This is a genomic window from Streptococcus sp. 20925_1_77 (genome assembly GCF_041432125.1).
In the GTDB taxonomy this organism is placed as follows: domain Bacteria; phylum Bacillota; class Bacilli; order Lactobacillales; family Streptococcaceae; genus Streptococcus.
Genome location: NZ_JAPVZB010000017.1, coordinates 26,095 through 44,897 on the forward strand (window position 1 = coordinate 26,095; position 18,803 = coordinate 44,897).

At 42.7% G+C, this 18,803-nt stretch carries 9 protein-coding genes; 8 read left to right on the top strand and 1 reads right to left on the bottom strand.

Features of this window, described 5'->3' with window-relative positions:
* Positions 1 to 189: 189 nt before the first annotated feature.
* Positions 190 to 4,062, bottom strand: a complete 3,873-nt coding sequence (locus tag O3626_RS08815) for a glycoside hydrolase family 66 protein (protein WP_371496451.1) — start codon at positions 4,060 to 4,062, stop codon at positions 190 to 192.
* A gap of 599 nt (positions 4,063 to 4,661) precedes the next feature.
* Here O3626_RS08815 and O3626_RS08820 point away from each other — a divergent pair.
* From O3626_RS08820 to O3626_RS08855, 8 genes are all read left to right on the top strand, one after another.
* Positions 4,662 to 7,292 carry a GbpC/Spa domain-containing protein gene (locus O3626_RS08820; RefSeq protein ID WP_371496453.1) on the top strand — a complete coding sequence of 877 codons (2,631 nt, stop codon included), beginning with the start codon at positions 4,662 to 4,664 and terminating at the stop codon, positions 7,290 to 7,292.
* Positions 7,293 to 7,452: 160 nt separating this feature from the next.
* On the top strand, positions 7,453 to 8,319 hold the full coding sequence (locus O3626_RS08825; protein WP_371496455.1) for an ABC transporter permease: 867 nt from the start codon (positions 7,453 to 7,455) through the stop codon (positions 8,317 to 8,319).
* Positions 8,316 to 9,080 (top strand): ABC transporter ATP-binding protein, encoded by a 765-nt coding sequence (locus O3626_RS08830; RefSeq protein WP_070464549.1) that lies wholly within the window; start codon positions 8,316 to 8,318, stop codon positions 9,078 to 9,080. The genes O3626_RS08825 and O3626_RS08830 overlap by 4 nt, the downstream gene beginning before the upstream one ends.
* A 915-nt stretch (positions 9,081 to 9,995) precedes the next feature.
* Positions 9,996 to 10,538 carry a hypothetical protein gene (locus O3626_RS08835; protein ID WP_195311437.1) on the top strand — a complete coding sequence of 181 codons (543 nt, stop codon included), beginning with the start codon at positions 9,996 to 9,998 and terminating at the stop codon, positions 10,536 to 10,538.
* A gap of 203 nt (positions 10,539 to 10,741) precedes the next feature.
* On the top strand, positions 10,742 to 12,403 hold the full coding sequence (locus tag O3626_RS08840; protein WP_272106909.1) for a ribonuclease J: 1,662 nt from the start codon (positions 10,742 to 10,744) through the stop codon (positions 12,401 to 12,403).
* A 69-nt stretch (positions 12,404 to 12,472) separates the two neighbouring features.
* Entirely contained in the window at positions 12,473 to 13,255 is a 783-nt protein-coding gene (locus tag O3626_RS08845) for an alpha/beta hydrolase (protein ID WP_371496458.1), read from the top strand.
* A gap of 171 nt (positions 13,256 to 13,426) precedes the next feature.
* A complete protein-coding gene (gene gltX, locus O3626_RS08850) occupies positions 13,427 to 14,884 on the top strand; it encodes a glutamate--tRNA ligase (RefSeq protein WP_371496460.1) in 1,458 nt (485 codons plus the stop codon).
* 237 nt (positions 14,885 to 15,121) lie between these two features.
* The coding region (locus O3626_RS08855; protein WP_371496462.1) for an accessory Sec-dependent serine-rich glycoprotein adhesin at positions 15,122 to 18,803 on the top strand (3,682 nt) is incomplete at its 3' end.

The window sequence follows — 18,803 nt, forward strand, 5'->3', positions numbered from 1 at the left end:
CCGGCAACAAGGGGAATGAAGCCACTTTGAATTGGAATTACAGTAGGGTTTGGGGTGGTAGAACTTCACACCCTTATTGTCGTAAGTTACCTTCATAAAAGGAGTATAGATTCTGAATAAGTTGTATAAATATAAAAAACTTCCTTGGAACAGAATTCCATAGGAAGTTTCTTTTTGTTTGGGATCTAACTAATCATGTTTCTTTTTGAAAGCGACAAGACTGGTAAGGCCTGCTAAGAGACCAAGTCCAAGTAAGGCTAGGTGTGAGGTCTCTTCACCTGTTACAGGTAGGTGAGTTCCTTCTTGAGGGGTGTTAGGAACAGCTTCGGGGAGATCCGCTGTCTGGCTTGTAGTTTCAAGAGGTTTATCCTCTTCTGTTGTAGAAGTAGATGGGATTTCTTTTATTACTGCTGGTTGTGTATGAGAAGTACTAGGATGAACGATTTCTTTACTTCCTGTTTCTGGGAAGGTTTGTGGAGTAGGGACTTCTTTGACCTTGTATGCAAAGACTAAGACCGTTGTTCCCACTTCTACATTCCCAGTTTGTTCAGCTGCACCGATCCGTTCGTAGATGTGGCCGTCGTAGGAGATCTCATCTGGTGCGCTAGCGATGTAATGAGTTCCATTGTCCACATTCGTTGCAACCGCAAGTTCTGGTTGTAATTCAGTGCTCGTATCTTGGATGACAAATCGCGCGATGACAGTCCCCGTAGCTAACTTGTAATTGTAGATAACGGTTTTCATTCCTTTAGTGACGGTGCCATTTGGATCCGCAGAATCCGCACGGAGTCCAACTAGATGGTAGATACGACCATCTTTTGTGATTTCTGTTGGGGCCTCACTTGTATATTTGGTACCGAAGTCTGCTTCCGTAGCGAGGTCTTGCGCCTCTTGCAAATCAGTGTCGCCTCCCTCTGTAAGGAATCGTACCCTGACAGAGCCTTTGGAGATGGCATAGGAAATAGCAGTATCAGCTGTTGGAGACTCAGGGTTCGGAAGAAGATAGCCTTTGGTCTCGTCGAGAGGATCGACAAAGTTCAAGACTTGTCCATTAGCATCTTTTGGCTCTAATCCCTCCACGTAAGGAAGGATAGCGGTAGGAGATGCGATGGCAGTTGGATTAGTAGCATCATTGAGATAAGTGATCTCTTTTTGAGCATTGGTTGGTTCTTTACCAGTGGCATAGCTGATCCTATAGGCACCGACTGGTCGATAGATGACCGTATCTGTGATGTCTGCTACATCAGCGTGAATGCCAGTATGGTGACCTGCTTTTATCAGATCAGAAGAGACGGTATCAGTCGATTCTTCTGCTACGACAACATAGCCTTTTTTGACGGGATTTTCAAGAGCTGTAAAACTCGTGCCATCTTGAGCTGTCCAGTCTTCAAGCTTCGTCTCGCCTGTCACCAAATTGATGCTTCCTTTGCGAGCGAAATGAAGGCTGTCAGTTTGATCAGCTATTCCTGCAGGCCGGCGGTTAGATCCATCGTTGTCCTCTGTTACATAGGTCACTGTACGGGTCACTGTTTCAGATAAATGATCCAGATCAGCCGTTGTTTGACCAGCTGGAGCTAGAGGAGTTGGATAGACACGACCCTCGCTGTCTCCTGGAACAACTTGACCGGCTTGGATGGGCTGTGCTTCTGAAAATGCTACAATTTTTGGTGTCAAGCGGACAATAAACTCTTGAACGCCATCTTCATTGGTGTTGGTAGCGTCGCGGTCAAAGTTTGGTTGTCCGTCTGCAGCGAAGCCATTTTCTACTAGTTCATAGCCTTTCTTCAAATAGTTGGCAATGGTTTCTTTTGTAGAGTAGTTGATCTTTTCACCTGTATGACCAACCAAATCACTGGAACGCTCGAGCTCAACTCCATTTTCGTCTTGATAAAGAACATGAGCGGCTTCATTGAGTTTGACATAGAGCATATCCCATACATCAAGACTCGGAACATCGATAGCAGCCATCCATTGGCCAGCCCCTCCGTCATAATAAACATTTGCGCTTGTTTCCCGGAGCTTGATGTTGTATTTTCCTTCAACAGCATCAGGTGTTGCCCAGTAAATGCTGGCGTGTTCAGCCTGATCTTTTGTGATTTTTCCGAGTGGAACAAAAGCTTGAATATTGGTCAATTTTTCGGTTGTATTCACAGCGCTGTTCCATTTGTTTTCAGTGATGCCGACCAAATTGATCAAGTGAGCAATTCGATCACCCGTCTTGGTTTCTTTTGTAATGGTATAAACGGTTCCAGGTTGAACCCCATCAGCATTATCCAGATTGGATCCGATGAAGTTGCCGTTCACCAGTACATTGGTATTGTCTACGATCCGACGGGTATCATGTGACAAGGTGTCGCGACCGCGGAGAAGTTCTTGATAAGCAACGATGAATTCTTGGTAGTTGAATTCTGCATTGGCAAAGTCAGCATTGACTGGTAGGTTTTGATTGAGATACCATTCTGCTTGGATCACCCCAAAACCTTTAGCATCTTGAGAAGTATTGAGAGCTGCAGTCGTCATATGGTAACCACCGCTCGCTGCGATAATAGCATCTGTCAGCAATTCGTTGTCTTTGCTGAGGGTTGATGCGTTTTTACCACGATGGGTATAGGCTGCGATGATGGGAGATTTCCCCTTGTATAAATCACGCATCCGTTCGGTGAGGCGAGTCAAGGCTTGGTAGGTGGAGTCATAGGCGATGCTATCTCCCCAAACTTCTGCATAAGGAGCAGAGACATTTGTCTTACCTAGGCGATCCGCATCTCCAGTGGAGATATCGTTGATCATGAAGTCATAGCCTTCTTTTTTGAGGGCCTCTGTTGCAGCTGCGGCTAGTTCTGGATAGTGTTCGCTCAAAGAGAAGCCTTTTCCAGGTTCACTGACTTTTTCCACCCAGTTAGATCCCATGGTATCCCCTTGCCATCCATCAAAATTCCCTTCTTTCATGGCTTTGGTCATGACTTCAATGATAAATTTTTGCCAATTTGGATCACCTGGATCGAGAAATTGTTGGATATCGGTCGCTGTGACATCACCCTTTTTACCAAAGTTGAAATGGTCTTGTAGATTGCGAACAATGGCACTTTTTACTTCATTTGGGACCCCTTCTTCGAGGGAAACCGCGTAAATCATGTTATACAGCATGGCTTTGGCACCAGTTGTATGGACATGAGCCACCAGTTCTTTGACGGCTTCTGTATCGATGACAGGTAAGTAGGATTTGCGCTTGTCAGGATCTGTTTCGCTATTTGGAATCAAGAAAGTCGCCCAGTCTTGAGTGAAACGTTCAACATTTGCTGGGAATGGGTTAGCTGGCGTATTGTAAACGTCGTAGAAGAAGTAGTTGTTGATGTGCATATTGGCCAATTGGTCAATACTATTCTTGTAGCCTTCTACCTGATCATTGGTGATGGAGTTGTGATTGTCTTTTGAGCCGGCAACCACCCCATAACGTGGGTAGATCGTCCAGTCATCTTCAACAGCAAGACCCGCTGCCTTATGAAAGGCTTGGGAACCATCTGCTTTCTTACCAAGGACATCTACGATAAATCCAGCATTAGGTGAAAAGACAGTACTTGGAATTGTCAGTTCGCCACCTTCAACGTTTTTCTTTTCATAAATGACCTGATCTAAATGAGAGACAGTGACATCAGATGAAACCACTTCAGGGTTGTTGATAGAGATGCGGACGTCTTCCCCACTTTTATAAGTCGCTTTATCAAAGGTGACGTCGTTGGTGATTTTTGGAGTATTATAAGTAGTTGCTGGAGCTGCACTGACCGATTGAGTGGCAGTTACAGTTGGTGTTGATTCCGATGAAGAAGATGCAACTTCAGTTGTAGCAACTTCCTCACTAGTAGTGGTAGGAGTACTGCTATTGGTTGCTACTGGTTGAGCGGTTGATGGGATCTCAGAAGTCGGATTGGTGTTGACCTCGTCAGCCATGGCAACAGAGCTTAACATCAAGGCTCCAAAAAGGGTAATCATAGAGACTAATGCCTTGTTGCGCTTGCGAAAATAGCCGTGCCCTTTTTCAGAGACACTATTTTTTTGTTGATTCATTTTTTCTCCCACATACTGTTTGTATAGTTCGTTGAACAGTTTAAAGTAAATTGTTCTATCGATGCCAATAAGTATACGACATTTCACTAGATAGTGTCAATTTAAGAACGAAAGTCTGTTTGAAAATTTTCATGGAAGTGTTAGAAAATGGCCTTAAATAGGGGTTTTTGATTCATAAAAATGAAAAACCAAAAAACGTTTGACACAAAATTTCCCCGCATTTTAAAAATAGTACAAATTAGTGATAAAAAACAAAACAAGGAGAAACGTTTGCATAAGCTGTAAGGCCCATTAGTAAAAGAATTTCTGCAGTTTATTCTATTTTTATTTCTGTAAATAAAGTTAAAAAATTTTTTTTAGAAAAATGAACCGGCAAAAATCAGATGTCAAACGTTTGACATATATAGAAGAAAACTTTTATAAACAAGGAGTTTTATCAAAAAAGAAGCAAAATTTGAATGGAGATGTGAAAAAAATCAAAAAATAATATTGACACATAAGGGGGCAAGTGTTAATATCGCTTTACCAAAATAGACACCAACGTTCGATGTGTCGATTTTGATGAGAATAAATTTGAAAAAGAGGTTAGAAGGAACTATATGTCACTAATTAAAGGTAGTAAGACTACCAAGTATGCCTTGCGAAAAACGTCTGTCGCTTTTGGTTCTGTAGCAGTCGCTACGGTTCTTGCAGTAGCAGGTGCTGCATCTGTTTCTGCAGATGAAGTTGTTTCAGCTACTACAACAGTCACTTCAACAACGGCTACTCCAACAAGATCGACAACTGAGACTAAAGAAGTTGCTGTACCAGATTATTTAGAGACTGCGAAAACCGATGCGGTAACTACTGGACTTGAAGTTACAGAAACAGAAGCAAAGACCCAAGCAGATGAAAAAACTGCTGAGCAAGATTATGCGAAGCAAGCCATTGCTATGGATAAGACCGTAGCAGACTATAAGGCAGAAGTTGCAGCGAATCAAGCAACTTATGAGAAGGACAAAGCAGTTGTAGATGCGAAAAATGCAGCGGCTCAGGTAGCTTATGACAAGGAAGTTGAAACCTATAACAAAGAGCAAGTTGCTTACGAAAAAGCAGTGGCTGAAAATGCTGCAGCCCTAGCAGATAATCAGGCTGCAAAAGCGGCTTATGAAAAAGCCTTTGAAGAATACCAAACTGCTTTTAAAGCTTATATTGAGTCTGTTAAAGCCAAACAAGCCGTTGAGACAGAAAACAATTTGGCCCAAAAGGCTTACGATATCAAATTAGCCGACTACAAGGAGAAAAAGCGCCTCTATGATGAAGCGCAAGCAGCTTACTTGATTGACAATGAACTATACAAGAAGAAAAAAGCGCAATACGATGATGCTAAAGATGCCTTCAATAAGATGGTTAAAGAGCGTGGTGGAAACCCTGAGAAGTACAAACAAGATTTGACCTTACTTCCAGAAGAGTTGGCAGATGGGGAAACAACGACGCTTTACCACCAAACAACAGGTCTTACTACGTATTTGACAAAAGAAGGTCAATCTCGCTTGTATGGGGACGGTAAAGCTACCAAGATGTATGAAACCAAGAACCTACAAGATTCCGATTTGACAACAACGAACCCATATGCAGATAATGAAATCGAGTGGGCAGTCGTTAAAGTTGGAGACAAGTTCGATGTCACTTACAAGGGTCTTCGCCAGGCTAATATCAAAGAAGGTCGTGATATCAAGCGTATCGCTAAAGTGGTCTACAAGTATGAAGTGAAAAGCTTGCCATCTAATGACGGTCGAGGAATCGTTCAAATTTACAATGATCCAGCGGTAACAATGACAATCGGAAGCTCAACTGACACAGACCAACCCGTCACAGTTGGTGTTGATGTTGAATTTTATGATGAAAATGATCAATTGATTAATTTAGCTAACCATAATGCCATTTTGGCTTTGAATTCCTTAAACCACTGGAATGGAGCTTCTTATGTTGAAAATGACAAACCTCGTGCCCTTCTTGTAGAAGCTAAAGATATCAATGGAAACACTGTTCGTGGAACTTGGGATCCTTATTCAGATGGTAGTAACCCTAGTCTTGATGGAGCAGATGTCGCTGTGAAGCGTGGCTATGCAAACTTCGGTAGCGCTCAAGTCTTTAATGATGCTGATAATCCATTGAAGATCGTTGGTCAAAAAGCAACTTGGGATGGGAATGGCTTCTCAGTCAGTGAAGAAACTGTCCTTGATGTGACGACGGTCAATGCTTCTGGTGGAGGAAATGGTCATTCTATTGGAACAGAAGACTATAAATTTGGGGATAATTCTGATATTGTCGGTACCTATGCAGTTGATGCGGCCTCAGGAATTTTGACCTACACTCCACGGATGAAGCACCAAAACACTCCTCACGTAGAGTCTGTAAGTATTGGGAATAAAGAGTTTATTAAGTTGCCAAACTCTAGTGTTGATCAAGATCCAACTACGAAGGAAGTATTTGCCAAGGAACAGAACCAGTATATGAATGAAGGAGCAGTCTTTAATGCGGATCCTTCAAGTTCAACTAAAGGTTGGGATGATCCAAAAAGTCCTTATCTCTACTATGGTGGTGGTGCTGTTATCTTGAAAGACGGCCATCTTGAATTTACCGCCAAGGGAGCCAATGCGACAGATGAAGCTACTCTCTATTGGTTCTCAATCAATTCAAACGTTGCCTTTCCTCAAGATCCAGGAGAAGAACCAGTGCAACCAACCGCACCAACTGCTCCAACCGCTCCTGAAAAACCTGAAATCAAAGATGTTCCAGTTGAAAAGGAAGTTCCAGTTCCACCAGCTTGCCCACTTTATAAGGTGGAACCAAAAGTTCCAGAACAACCAGTGAAGCCAACAGCTCCTGAATTGGAAAAGGATCCTGTGCTAAAAGAAACGGTAAAACCGACTGTAGAATGGCATAAAAATAATATTCTTGTTACAAAAGAAGAGCCACAACCGGAACCGCAACCGGAACCACAACCGGAACCACAACCGGAACCACAACCAACACCTAAGACAGAGCCTAAACCAACGATTGGCTACCATACGCCTGCGCCAATGGTAGAGCAAAAAGTTGAAGAAAATTTGGTCTCAGATATTGTGAAGGTGAAAGAAGTATTGCCAAATACAGGTACGGAATCTGCAACGGCCCTTATGAGCCTTGGCTTACTTGGTATGATCGCAACAGGCTTAGGTCTTGCTCGAAAGAAAAAAGAAGACTAAGATCTTTCTTCAATTCTTTAAAAAATCCAACTATTAAAAACCAGAAGGGCAACCTTTTGGTTTTTTAAAAAAGCATTTAAAGGGAATTGATGACAATTTCCTATAGGTTCTCTTCCATATTTATGTTACAATTAAACTACTACTATCGAAGGGAGAAACTATGATTAATTCAATTGTTTCACAAGGTTTAATTTGGGCCATTTTAGGGTTAGGAATCTTTATGACCTTCCGAATTCTAGATTTTCCAGATATGACGACAGAAGGGTCCTTCCCGCTTGGAGGAGCGGTGGCGGTGACCTTGATTACTAAAGGGGTCAACCCACTCTTTGCGACGCTGGCTGCTATTGGTGCAGGATGCTTAGCGGGACTTGCAACGGGCCTTCTCTACACAAAAGGAAGAATCCCCACGCTCTTGTCAGGGATCCTGGTGATGACGTCCTGTAACTCTGTTATTCTCTTTGTCATGCAGCGGGCTAATCTGGGACTTTTGGGCTATAAAAAAATTCAGGAATTTCTTCCTTTTGCCAGTGGGTTCAATGAGATCCTGATTGGTTTAATTTTCGTAACGCTTGTGATCCTTGGTTTGATCTTCTTCTTGGATACACGCTTGGGTCAAGCCTATATTGCGACAGGGGACAATCCAGACATGGCCAAAAGTTTTGGGATCAACACCGACCGGATGGAATTGATGGGCTTGGTCATTTCAAATGGGATTATTGCTCTTTCTGGTGCACTGATGGCTCAACAAGAAGGCTATGCGGACGCTTCACGAGGGATTGGTGTCATCGTTATCGGGCTTGCCAGCCTCATTATTGGAGAGGTTCTCTTTTCAAATGTCACCTTGACAGAGCGTTTGCTCAGTATTGCAATCGGTTCAATCGCCTACCAATTTTTAATTTGGGCCGTGATTGCGCTTGGCATCAATACCAGCTATATCCGAATCTTCAGTGCCTTGATCTTGGCTATCTGCCTGATGATTCCTACCTTTAAGGGAAAAATCATGAAAGGAGCGAAACTCAGTAAATGACAGCAATTGTAGAATTAAAAAATGTAACCAAAGCTGTGAGCAATGGGATGAATGAAGAAAAAGTCATTCTGGATGATGTCTCCTTGGAAATTCGAGAGCATGATTTTATCACGATTTTAGGGGGCAATGGAGCTGGGAAATCAACCCTCTTTAATACCATTGCTGGGACACTTCCAGTTAGTAGCGGGAAGATCTATATTCTAGGTGAAGATGTGACCAACTACTCTCCTGAGAAGAGAGCCAAGTACCTATCTCGTGTCTTTCAAGATCCTAAAATGGGAACAGCGCCTCGTATGACAGTGGCAGAAAATCTCTTGGTAGCGAAGTTTCGTGGAGAAAAACGTGGTTTGATTCCGCGTCACTTGGCAAGCTATAAAGAAGAGTTTCAAACAGTTCTTGCTAAGATCGGCAATGGCTTGGAAAATCATATCGATACAGCAGTTGAGTTTCTATCAGGGGGGCAACGTCAGGCTTTGAGCTTGTTGATGGCGACACTAAAACGTCCAGAACTTTTGCTATTAGATGAACACACTGCAGCCTTGGATCCGAAAACCAGCCAGGCTCTGATGACCTTGACGGATGAGTTTGTGAAACAAGATGCCCTCACGGCTCTTATGATCACCCACCATATGGAAGATGCTTTGAAATATGGAAATCGCTTGATTGTGATGAAAGATGGGCATATCGTCCAAGATCTCAATCAAGAAGAAAAAGCCCAAATGACCATCGCAGACTACTATGAATTATTTGAGAAAGAATAAGATACAAAGGGCGTAGCGGATACAGTCAAAATAGGGAATACGACGCAGAATCTTCAGATTCTAGGAGGATTCATCTTTTTGACACAATCCGCAGCCCGTGTTCATTTACTAAGATACAAAGGGCATAGCGGATACAGTCAAAATAGGGAGTAGGACCGAAGCGATATGATTTATGAACGCTTCTTCGTCCTACCCCCACAAGTCTGATTAGGATTCTTCCGAACTGATCAAGCGAGAGAAGAGTTCAATCAGCTACTGTGTCTTGTCTACATGCTAAGCTAGAGAGCTTGTTCTCTAGCTTTTTCTCTTTCTAAAACACAAGTTACTGTTTATAAATATACGTCGTTCCTTCAATGACTGCCTTATACAACAAAAAAGCTTAGAAAGAGGTCAGAAGAAAACCACATAAAAATAGGAACTAGTTTCAGCTGAAATCGCTTGCAATTTCTCAGGTAGGTGGGTATAATATAGTTAGAAAGATGAAGAAGGGATTGATACCAATGCCTTATCGAGTTAAAATTTAGGTTACTTCGTTTTAGGCCTGTTTTGCTGATAGCTGTTCATGCTCTTATCGTAAAAGAGCAGTTATGTCGTGTGTGTCGGATCGGTTGGACGGTCGGGCAAGCCTGCTTAGTTTGTCCGGAGACATAAGAAAACGTGGAAATAGTAGGTAGAAGCTTTTTATAAAGGTTTTCAAACTTCAATGCGTCCAGTCGAAAGCTCATAAATTTAGATTTGGGATAGCAAAGAAAACCTCTGGTATTTTACACAAATACTATTAAATGAAATCAACATCATAAACATTGTTTTGTTAGCCAATAGGTTAATTGCACCAAGTCAGCGAAGCAGACCAGGCCTCTAGTCCCGTAAGACTGGAGGCCATTTTTTATAAAATACCCAGGAGGAGGTGAGAGTATGGGATTGTCGTATGCGCAAGAATATAGTTGCCGTGACCATTTTCGGCAAAGAGCTTTTGAGCGCTTTGGCGTAGATGATCAGCACCTGAACAGGTGGATCAACCAACACCTCCCCTCCCTCTCTCCTTATGATAGTAATGTGGTTCAACCAGCTAATACAGAAGCCTATGTAGCCAGTGATGGTGTCATCTTTGTCTGCAATATCAAAAGTCGGGAATTTATCACCTGTTTTAAGGCGGTTAATTACCATGAGTCTAAGGAAGAAGAGGAAGCTTATACGGACATTCACGATAGCAATGTCACTTCTTTCAAAAAAGACATGAACCACTTGGTCAATCGCTATCGACTCAAGGAAGCCAAGGAGCTGTTTGAAAACATTGGGGAGGATTTGGATGACTTTTATCGCCTGTCCCAAACGGTCAAAAACGGCCAATTGAGCGAACGAAATAGTCAGCGCCTAGAGGAATTGCTGAGCAAATTCCATGTGATCAAGGCAGCCATGCGGATCATTGAAAATAAACGGGGAGATTATCATTTTTAGGGTCTTTTCCCCCTAAAAATAGGCGCCTAAAAGTCCTCTCATCTACTTTAGATGAGAGGACTTTTTTGCCGTGGAAAGCTTTTTGAAAAAAAGAGAAAAAAATTGTATAATAGAGTGGATATGCAAGTATTTGCAAAGCTGTAATTCGACTTGGGTAACCAAGGACCGTAAGTATTAAAATAATCACACTAAAGGAGACAACAGTGAGTAGTATTAAATTAGTTACTCTTGGCGGTGTTCGAGAAAATGGAAAAAATCTCTACGTTGCCGAAGTGAACGATTCAATTTTTGTCTTGGATGCAGGTTTGAAGTATCCAGAAAATGAGCAACTTGGGGTGGATGTCGTCATCCCCAACATGGATTATCTATTTGAAAATAAGGACCGTATTGCGGGTGTTTTCTTGACCCACGGTCACGCGGATGCCATTGGGGCTTTGCCTTATCTTTTGGCTGAAGCAAAAGTCCCTGTATTCGGGACAGAGTTGACCATCGAGTTGGCTAAACTCTTTGTCAAAAGCAATGACAGTGTTAAGAAATTCAACGACTTCCATGTCATCGATCAAAATTCTGAGATTGATTTTGGCGATGCCGTCGTATCTTTCTTTCAAACTACCCACTCCATCCCTGAAAGTATCGGGATTGTGATTGGCACTCCTGAGGGCAATATTGTCTACACAGGAGACTTTAAATTTGACCAAACTGCCAGCGAGTCTTATGCGACGGACTTTGCTCGCCTAGCTGAGATTGGACGTGAGGGTGTGCTTGCCCTCCTGAGTGATTCGGCCAACGCAGATAGCAAGATGCAGGTTGCTAGTGAACAAGAAGTGGGCGATGAAATCCTGGATACCATTGCGGACTGGGATGGTCGTGTCATCGTAGCGGCGGTAGCCAGCAACCTTTCTCGGATCCAGCAGGTCTTTGATGCTGCAGCTGGGACTGGCCGCCGGGTGGTCTTGACAGGGTTTGATGTGGAAAATATCGTCCGCACAGCCATTCGCTTGAATAAATTATCTCTTGCCAACGAAAAACTCTTGATCAAGCCAAAAGAAATGAGCCGTTTTGAAGATCATGAATTGATCATTTTGGAAACAGGCCGGATGGGTGAACCGATCAATGGTTTGCGTAAGATGTCGATTGGTCGTCACCGCTATGTGGAAATCAAAGATGGGGACTTGGTCTACATCGTCACAACGCCGTCTATTGCCAAAGAAGCAGTGGTGGCACGTGTAGAAAACATGATCTATCAAGCAGGTGGAGTTGTCAAATTGATCACGTCAAGCTTGCGCGTATCTGGTCATGGAAACGCACGGGACTTGCAGTTGATGATCAACCTTCTTCGTCCTAAATATCTCTTCCCAATCCAAGGGGAGTACCGTGAATTGGATGCCCATGCACGAGTGGCGATGGAAGTCGGTATCTTGCCTGAAAATATCTTTATTCCAAAACGCGGAACGGTGATGGAGTATGAAAAGGGGGACTTCGTCCCTGCCGGTAACGTCTCAGCAGGAGATGTCATGATTGATGGGAATGCCATTGGTGATGTCGGCAATATCGTCCTTCGTGACCGCAAGGTCTTGTCAGAAGACGGGATCTTTATCGTGGCGATCACGGTGAACCGCAAAGAGAAGAAGATTATTTCCAAAGCGCGCGTGCACACCCGTGGTTTTGTCTATGTCAAGAAGAGTCGGGATATTCTTCGTGAAAGTTGCGAATTGGTCAACCAAAGCGTCGAAGATTACTTGACACAAGATAGCTTTGACTGGGGTGAGTTAAAAGGTTTGGTACGTGACAACTTGTCTAAGTTCTTATTTGAACAAACCAAACGTCGTCCAGCCATCCTACCAGTCGTGATGGAAGTGAAATAATAGAAGAATTGAAACGCTTGGCGGCCGAAGGCTTGCCGAGTGTTTTTAACAGTAGAAAGAGGAAAGCAAATGGCAGTTATGCAGATTGAGTATTATTCAGAAGCTTTGAAGATGGAGTGGGGGGTGTCCGTCCTTTATCCCGATGCATCGCGCGTGGAAGATCCAGCGGATACGGATATTCCTGTTCTCTATCTCTTACACGGGATGAATGGCAACCACCACTCTTGGTTGAAGCGGACCAATGTGGAGCGCATCCTGCGCAATACCAATCTGATCGTGGTCCTACCCAACACCAATAATGGCTTTTACACAGATACCCAGTATGGCTACAACTACTACACGGCCATTGCGAAAGAATTGCCAGAGACCCTTTCTCGCTTCTTCCCGAATATGACTAAGAAACGGGAGAAAACCTTTATTGCGGGTCTATCCATGGGCGGCTATGGATCGTTGCTCTTGGCTCTCAAGACAAATCGTTTCTCTCATGCAGCTAGTTTTTCTGGTGCTTTAAGTTTCCATGATAGAGACTTTGAAAACAATGACTTGGAACAACCAGCTTTTTGGAAGGGAATTTTTGGAGAGATTGAGGATTGGACGACCAGTCCCTACTCGCTAGAGACGGCTGCCAAGAAGTTTTCAGATAAGAAGACCAAACTCTGGATCTGGTGTGGGGAGCAGGATTTCCTTTATGAGGCCAATAATTTTGAAGTCAAGGAACTAGAAAAGTTAGGTTTGGATGTCACCTATACCCACAGCCCAGGTAAGCACGAATGGTTCTACTGGGAACGTGAGTTGGAGCACTTTTTACAAACCCTACCAATCGACTTTGAATTGGAAGAAAGACTAAACTAAGATACAAATAGATTAGATATCAGTCAGAGCATTTGTTCTGACTTTTTTCCTATATATAGGAAGAAAGGCTAGAAAGGTCACTTATTCATTTCAGTCCTGCTTTCTTTGTGGTATAATAGGAACGATTGAAAAATGAGCTAGAAATAGCGAACAAGATAAGAGGAGAGAAATATGGCAAAAGATATTCGTGTGCGTTATGCACCAAGTCCAACAGGGCTACTACACATCGGAAATGCTCGTACAGCATTGTTTAACTACTTGTATGCGCGCCACCATGGTGGAACCTTTATCATCCGTATCGAAGATACGGACCGCAAACGTCATGTCGAAGACGGAGAACGTTCACAGCTTGAAAACCTTCGTTGGTTGGGCATGGACTGGGATGAAAGTCCTGAGACGCATGAAAACTACCGCCAGTCTGAACGTTTGGAACTCTATCAAACATACATCGACCAACTCTTGGCGGAAGGAAAAGCTTACAAATCTTACGTTACTGAAGAAGAGTTGGCAGCTGAACGTGAACGCCAAGAAGCGGCGGGTGAAACACCTCGCTATATCAACGAATACCTTGGCATGAGCGAAGAAGAAAAAGCTGCTTACATTGCAGAACGTGAAGCGGCAGGTGTGATTCCAACGGTTCGTTTGGCAGTGAATGAGTCTGGTATCTACAAGTGGCATGATATGGTCAAAGGCGATATCGAGTTCGAAGGTGGCAATATCGGTGGTGACTGGGTCATCCAGAAGAAAGATGGCTACCCAACTTACAACTTTGCCGTTGTCATCGATGACCACGATATGCAAATCTCTCACGTTATCCGTGGAGATGACCATATTGCTAACACACCAAAACAGCTCATGGTTTATGAAGCCCTTGGATGGGAAGCACCAGAGTTTGGACACATGACCTTGATCATCAACTCTGAAACTGGTAAGAAATTGTCTAAACGGGACACCAACACCCTTCAATTTATCGAAGATTACCGTAAGAAGGGCTACCTTCCAGAAGCAGTCTTTAACTTTATCGCTCTTCTTGGTTGGAACCCTGGTGGGGAAGACGAAATCTTCTCTCGCGAAGAACTTATCCAGCTCTTTGATGAACATCGTCTCAGCAAGTCTCCAGCTGCTTTCGACCAAAAGAAAATGGACTGGATGAGCAATGAGTATATCAAGAATGCGGATCTTGCGACCATCTTTGAAATGGCTAAACCATTCCTCGAAGAAGCAGGACGTTTGACAGACAAGGCTGAGAAATTGGTGGAACTCTACAAACCACAAATGAAGTCAGTGGACGAAATCGTTCCATTGACAGACCTCTTCTTCTCAGACTTTCCAGAATTGACAGAAGCTGAGCGAGAAGTCATGGCTGGTGAAACCGTGCCAACTGTACTTGAAGCCTTCAAAGCGAAACTCGAAGCCATGTCAGACGATGAGTTTGGGGCAGAAAATATCTTCCCACAAATCAAAGCAGTTCAAAAAGAAACTGGGATCAAAGGGAAGAATCTCTTTATGCCAATCCGTATCGCCGTTTCAGGTGAAATGCATGGTCCTGAATTGCCAGATACCATCTACTTGCTTGGACGCAAAAAATCCATCCAACACATTGAAAACATGTTGGAAAAAATCAGATAATTATCAGAAAAGTCCCTATTAAATGGGGCTTTTTGTTTTACCTCTAAAGTAAAAGTATTATAGGATTTTTTCAAAAAATTGCCCCGGTTTGACAAATTGATCCTACTGAAAACGATTTTATCACTATCTAAAACAAAAATTATAAAAAAATAGCAATAATTAAGGATAATTGCTTCCAAAAATCGACAGATTAGTCTATAATGTTAGGGAAATAAAAAATGTAATAAGGAGACAGAAATGTTTTTTAAACGTTCGAACGGTGAATTCCGTGAAACGGATCGTGTGACCCGTTTCAAATTGATCAAATCAGGTAAAAACTGGTTGCGTGCTGCGACTTCTAACTTTGGTCTTTTGAAAGTCATTCGTGGTCAAGTCGAAGAGACTGTTGTAGCTGAAGTGCGTGAAGACGCAGTATCAGTGAAAGAAATGACAAGCCGTGGCTTGCTCAAAGGGATCGTAGCAGCTGGGGCTGTTTTTGGTGCAGCTACAGTAGCGAATACTGCAAAAGCAGATGAAATAGGATCAGACGTTGCGACTGCATCTGAGCTTTCAAGTGAAGCTCTTGTAGAACAAGGAAGTACAGTACTTGGTACAACATCAACAACAGAATCTCAGTCTGAATCAACAACAGCATCAACAACTGAGTCAACTACTGAATCTCAATCTCAATCAACAACAGAATCAGCTAGCGCTTCTGCCTCAACATCTGTAAAAGTATCAGCATCTTTATCAGTTTCATTGAGCGAACAAGGTTCAGCAGAACTTTCAGCAGCTTCAAGCGAATCAACTGTAGCAGCTGGCTCTGAAGCAAATGTAGAAGCTACTACAACAGTAGCGAAAGCTGAAGATAAAGTTGTTTTGGAACAAAACACTTCAGAAGCAGCGTTGTTGAACAAGATTGCAGGAGACTACTCAGCAACTGTTTCAACTCCAGAAAAGAAAGCAGCACTTGATGCTGCCATCGCTAAAGTTCAAACAGAATTGACAGCAAGCAACAGCTTGATCAACGCTAATGCTTCAGCTCAATCATACGCAGACCAACGCGAACGTTTGAGCAAGTCAGTAGATGACATGATGGCAACCTTGACTGCAGCAGGATTTACTGGCAATACAACAGTAAATGGTGCTCCAGCTATTTCAGCACAGTTGTCACCAATCTCAACAAGCACTAATGGAACGACAATTCCAGTTATTACAGATGCGAACGGTGCAACGATTGAAGATGCAGCTTTCAATAAATCTGGTTATGCTTTGGATCCAAACGCTGATCGTTTCACTTTCGGTGTATGGCAATTCCTTAAGACGAACCACACTACTGGGGCTAAAACAAACTTTGATTACTATGCTACTCTTTCAGTAGATCGTTCTGCCATCACTGGTAGCCTTTCAGCTAACCCAGATGTTTACTTGCGTATCGTTAAGAAGTCTGATGGTTCAGAAGTTTACACTCGTACAATCAAAGCGGGTGAAAGCAATATCTCACTTCCAAGCTACATCACCAACAACAACTCTGATGTAACCAACACTTTGACTTATAAAGGTGCTAACGGCACTGATCCAGGAAACGTTACCTTCTCATTGGTAAATGCGAACCTTGAGTATGAAACACTTCAAATTCGTGATACAAACTACCCAGGTAATGAAAACGAAGACAAGCCAAACGTTCAAACTTCTGTTCCTTATGCAACAGTTGATCAAACAACTCACTATAAGCTTATCCAAGGTAACTCTACTCCAGGTCAACTATACAAGCCTACTGGAAATGAAACAGATCTTGCAAGCTACACACAAACGGGTCTTGCAGGACAACAATTTACAGCTTCAAACAACCGTGATATCCCTGGTTACAAGCATGTAGCTGCTACAACAGATTCTACTCAAAAAACATCTGGTATCCTTGGTAAGGGTGTTATCGGTCAAAAACTGGTCGAACTTCAAGGTGGAGCCAACCACTATTATGTGAAACGTATTTCTGAAATCGTGGATACAAATGGTTCGACTGTAACGAAATTCTATGCCCTTGATCCATCTCAAGTAGGCAACTTTAGCGCAAGTGATGTAGGTACAGAAGACGTATCTAAATACACACTCCTCTACACTAGTAAAGTAAATAAAGCTGGTGAAGAGTGGAAAGCTGATGAGACTAAAGTTACAAGAGTAAACAGCAAAAATGGTGACTACTATATTGATGTTAACGAAACTGCTGGAAGCAAATCACTTGTCATTACTGGTTGGCAGTCTACAACAGAGAAAGTATACCTCGTACACGATGAAACCAAGGCTGCTGAAGGATTTGCAAAACCATTTACGGATGCACCAGATCCTTCATTGACACCATCTGGTAAGGGAAATAACGCTTGGAACTTGATTGCTGGACGTAATGCGGATATTGTTGCAAAATCTAAGGTAACTCAACCAGATGGAAGCATTACTTATACAGAGTTGAAAGGTTACTCTTCATTCTCAAACAACTACTCAATTCCTACTGCGATTAAACCATCAACTGATGTGAACTATTACTTTGAGAAAATGGGTGATTCTGAGTCTGCATCTCAATCACAATCATTCTCAAACTCTGCATCAAACTCGCAATCTGAGTCAGAAGTAGTGTCTAAATCACAATCTGTATCACAATCAGAAGTAGCGTCTAAGTCACAATCTGTATCACAATCAGAAGTAGCGTCTAAGTCACAATCTGTATCACAATCACAAGCTGTGTCTAAGTCACAATCAGAGTCTGAAGTGGTATCTAAATCACAGTCTGTATCACAATCGACTTCTGCAAGTCTTTCACAATCAGCATCTGGTACACAATCAGAATCTGCAAGTCTTTCACAATCAGTGTCTGATACACAATCAGAGTCTGCAAGTCAATCAGAATCTGTATCTGATACTACATCAGAATCGCAATCTCGTTCTGAATCTGCATCTGCATCATTGAGCCAATCAGAAGTTGAATCAGCAAGTGTATCTGAGTCACAATCAGAATCTGCTTCTACATCTGCATCTGAATCAGCAAGCACATCAGAATCTGCATCAGAGTCAGCATCAACATCTGCATCAGAATCAGCAAGCGCGTCAGAATCTGCATCAGCGTCAGCGTCTGAGTCAGCATCAACATCTGCATCAGAGTCAGCAAGCGCGTCAGAATCAGTATCAGCATCTGCATCAGTATCAGCATCAGTATCTGAATCAGTATCAGCATCTGCATCAGTATCAGCGTCTGAATCAGCATCAGCAAGCCAATCAGCATCAGCGTCTGAATCAGTATCAGCAAGCCAATCAGCATCAGCGTCTGAATCAGTATCAGCGAGCCAATCAGCATCAGCATCTGAATCAGTATCAGCAAGCCAATCAGCATCAGCATCTGAATCAGTATCAGCAAGCCAATCAGTTTCAACTTCTGTATCCATTTCAGAATCATTGAGTACTTCAACTTCACTTTCTACATCAGTATCAGCATCAGCATCTAACTCTTCATCAAATTCTGAAAGTGAAACACCTAAAGTTGGTGAAGTTATCATCACTTACATCCGTGAAGAAGATGGTAAAGAAATTCAAAAACCTCGTCAAGATACACCAAACTCACCATATGACACACCATATAACACAACTGAGGAAGGTGAAAAACCTAACACTATCAAGACTCCAGACGGTAAGACATACAAGATCGTACCGAAAGGTGACTACCCAGTAGGTAAAGTTGACGAAGATGGACACTTGGAATCATCTGACCCAATTAAAGGTAAAGTTGACAAACCTAAATCAACTATCACTTACGTTTATAAAGAAGTGAAGGGTAATGTATATGTTCATTATGTAGATACTGAAGGTAACACTATCAAAGCATCTGTAACGGACGAAAAAGATCAACCAGTTGATAAAGATTACGATACAGTCGTAGACAACCGTCCACAAG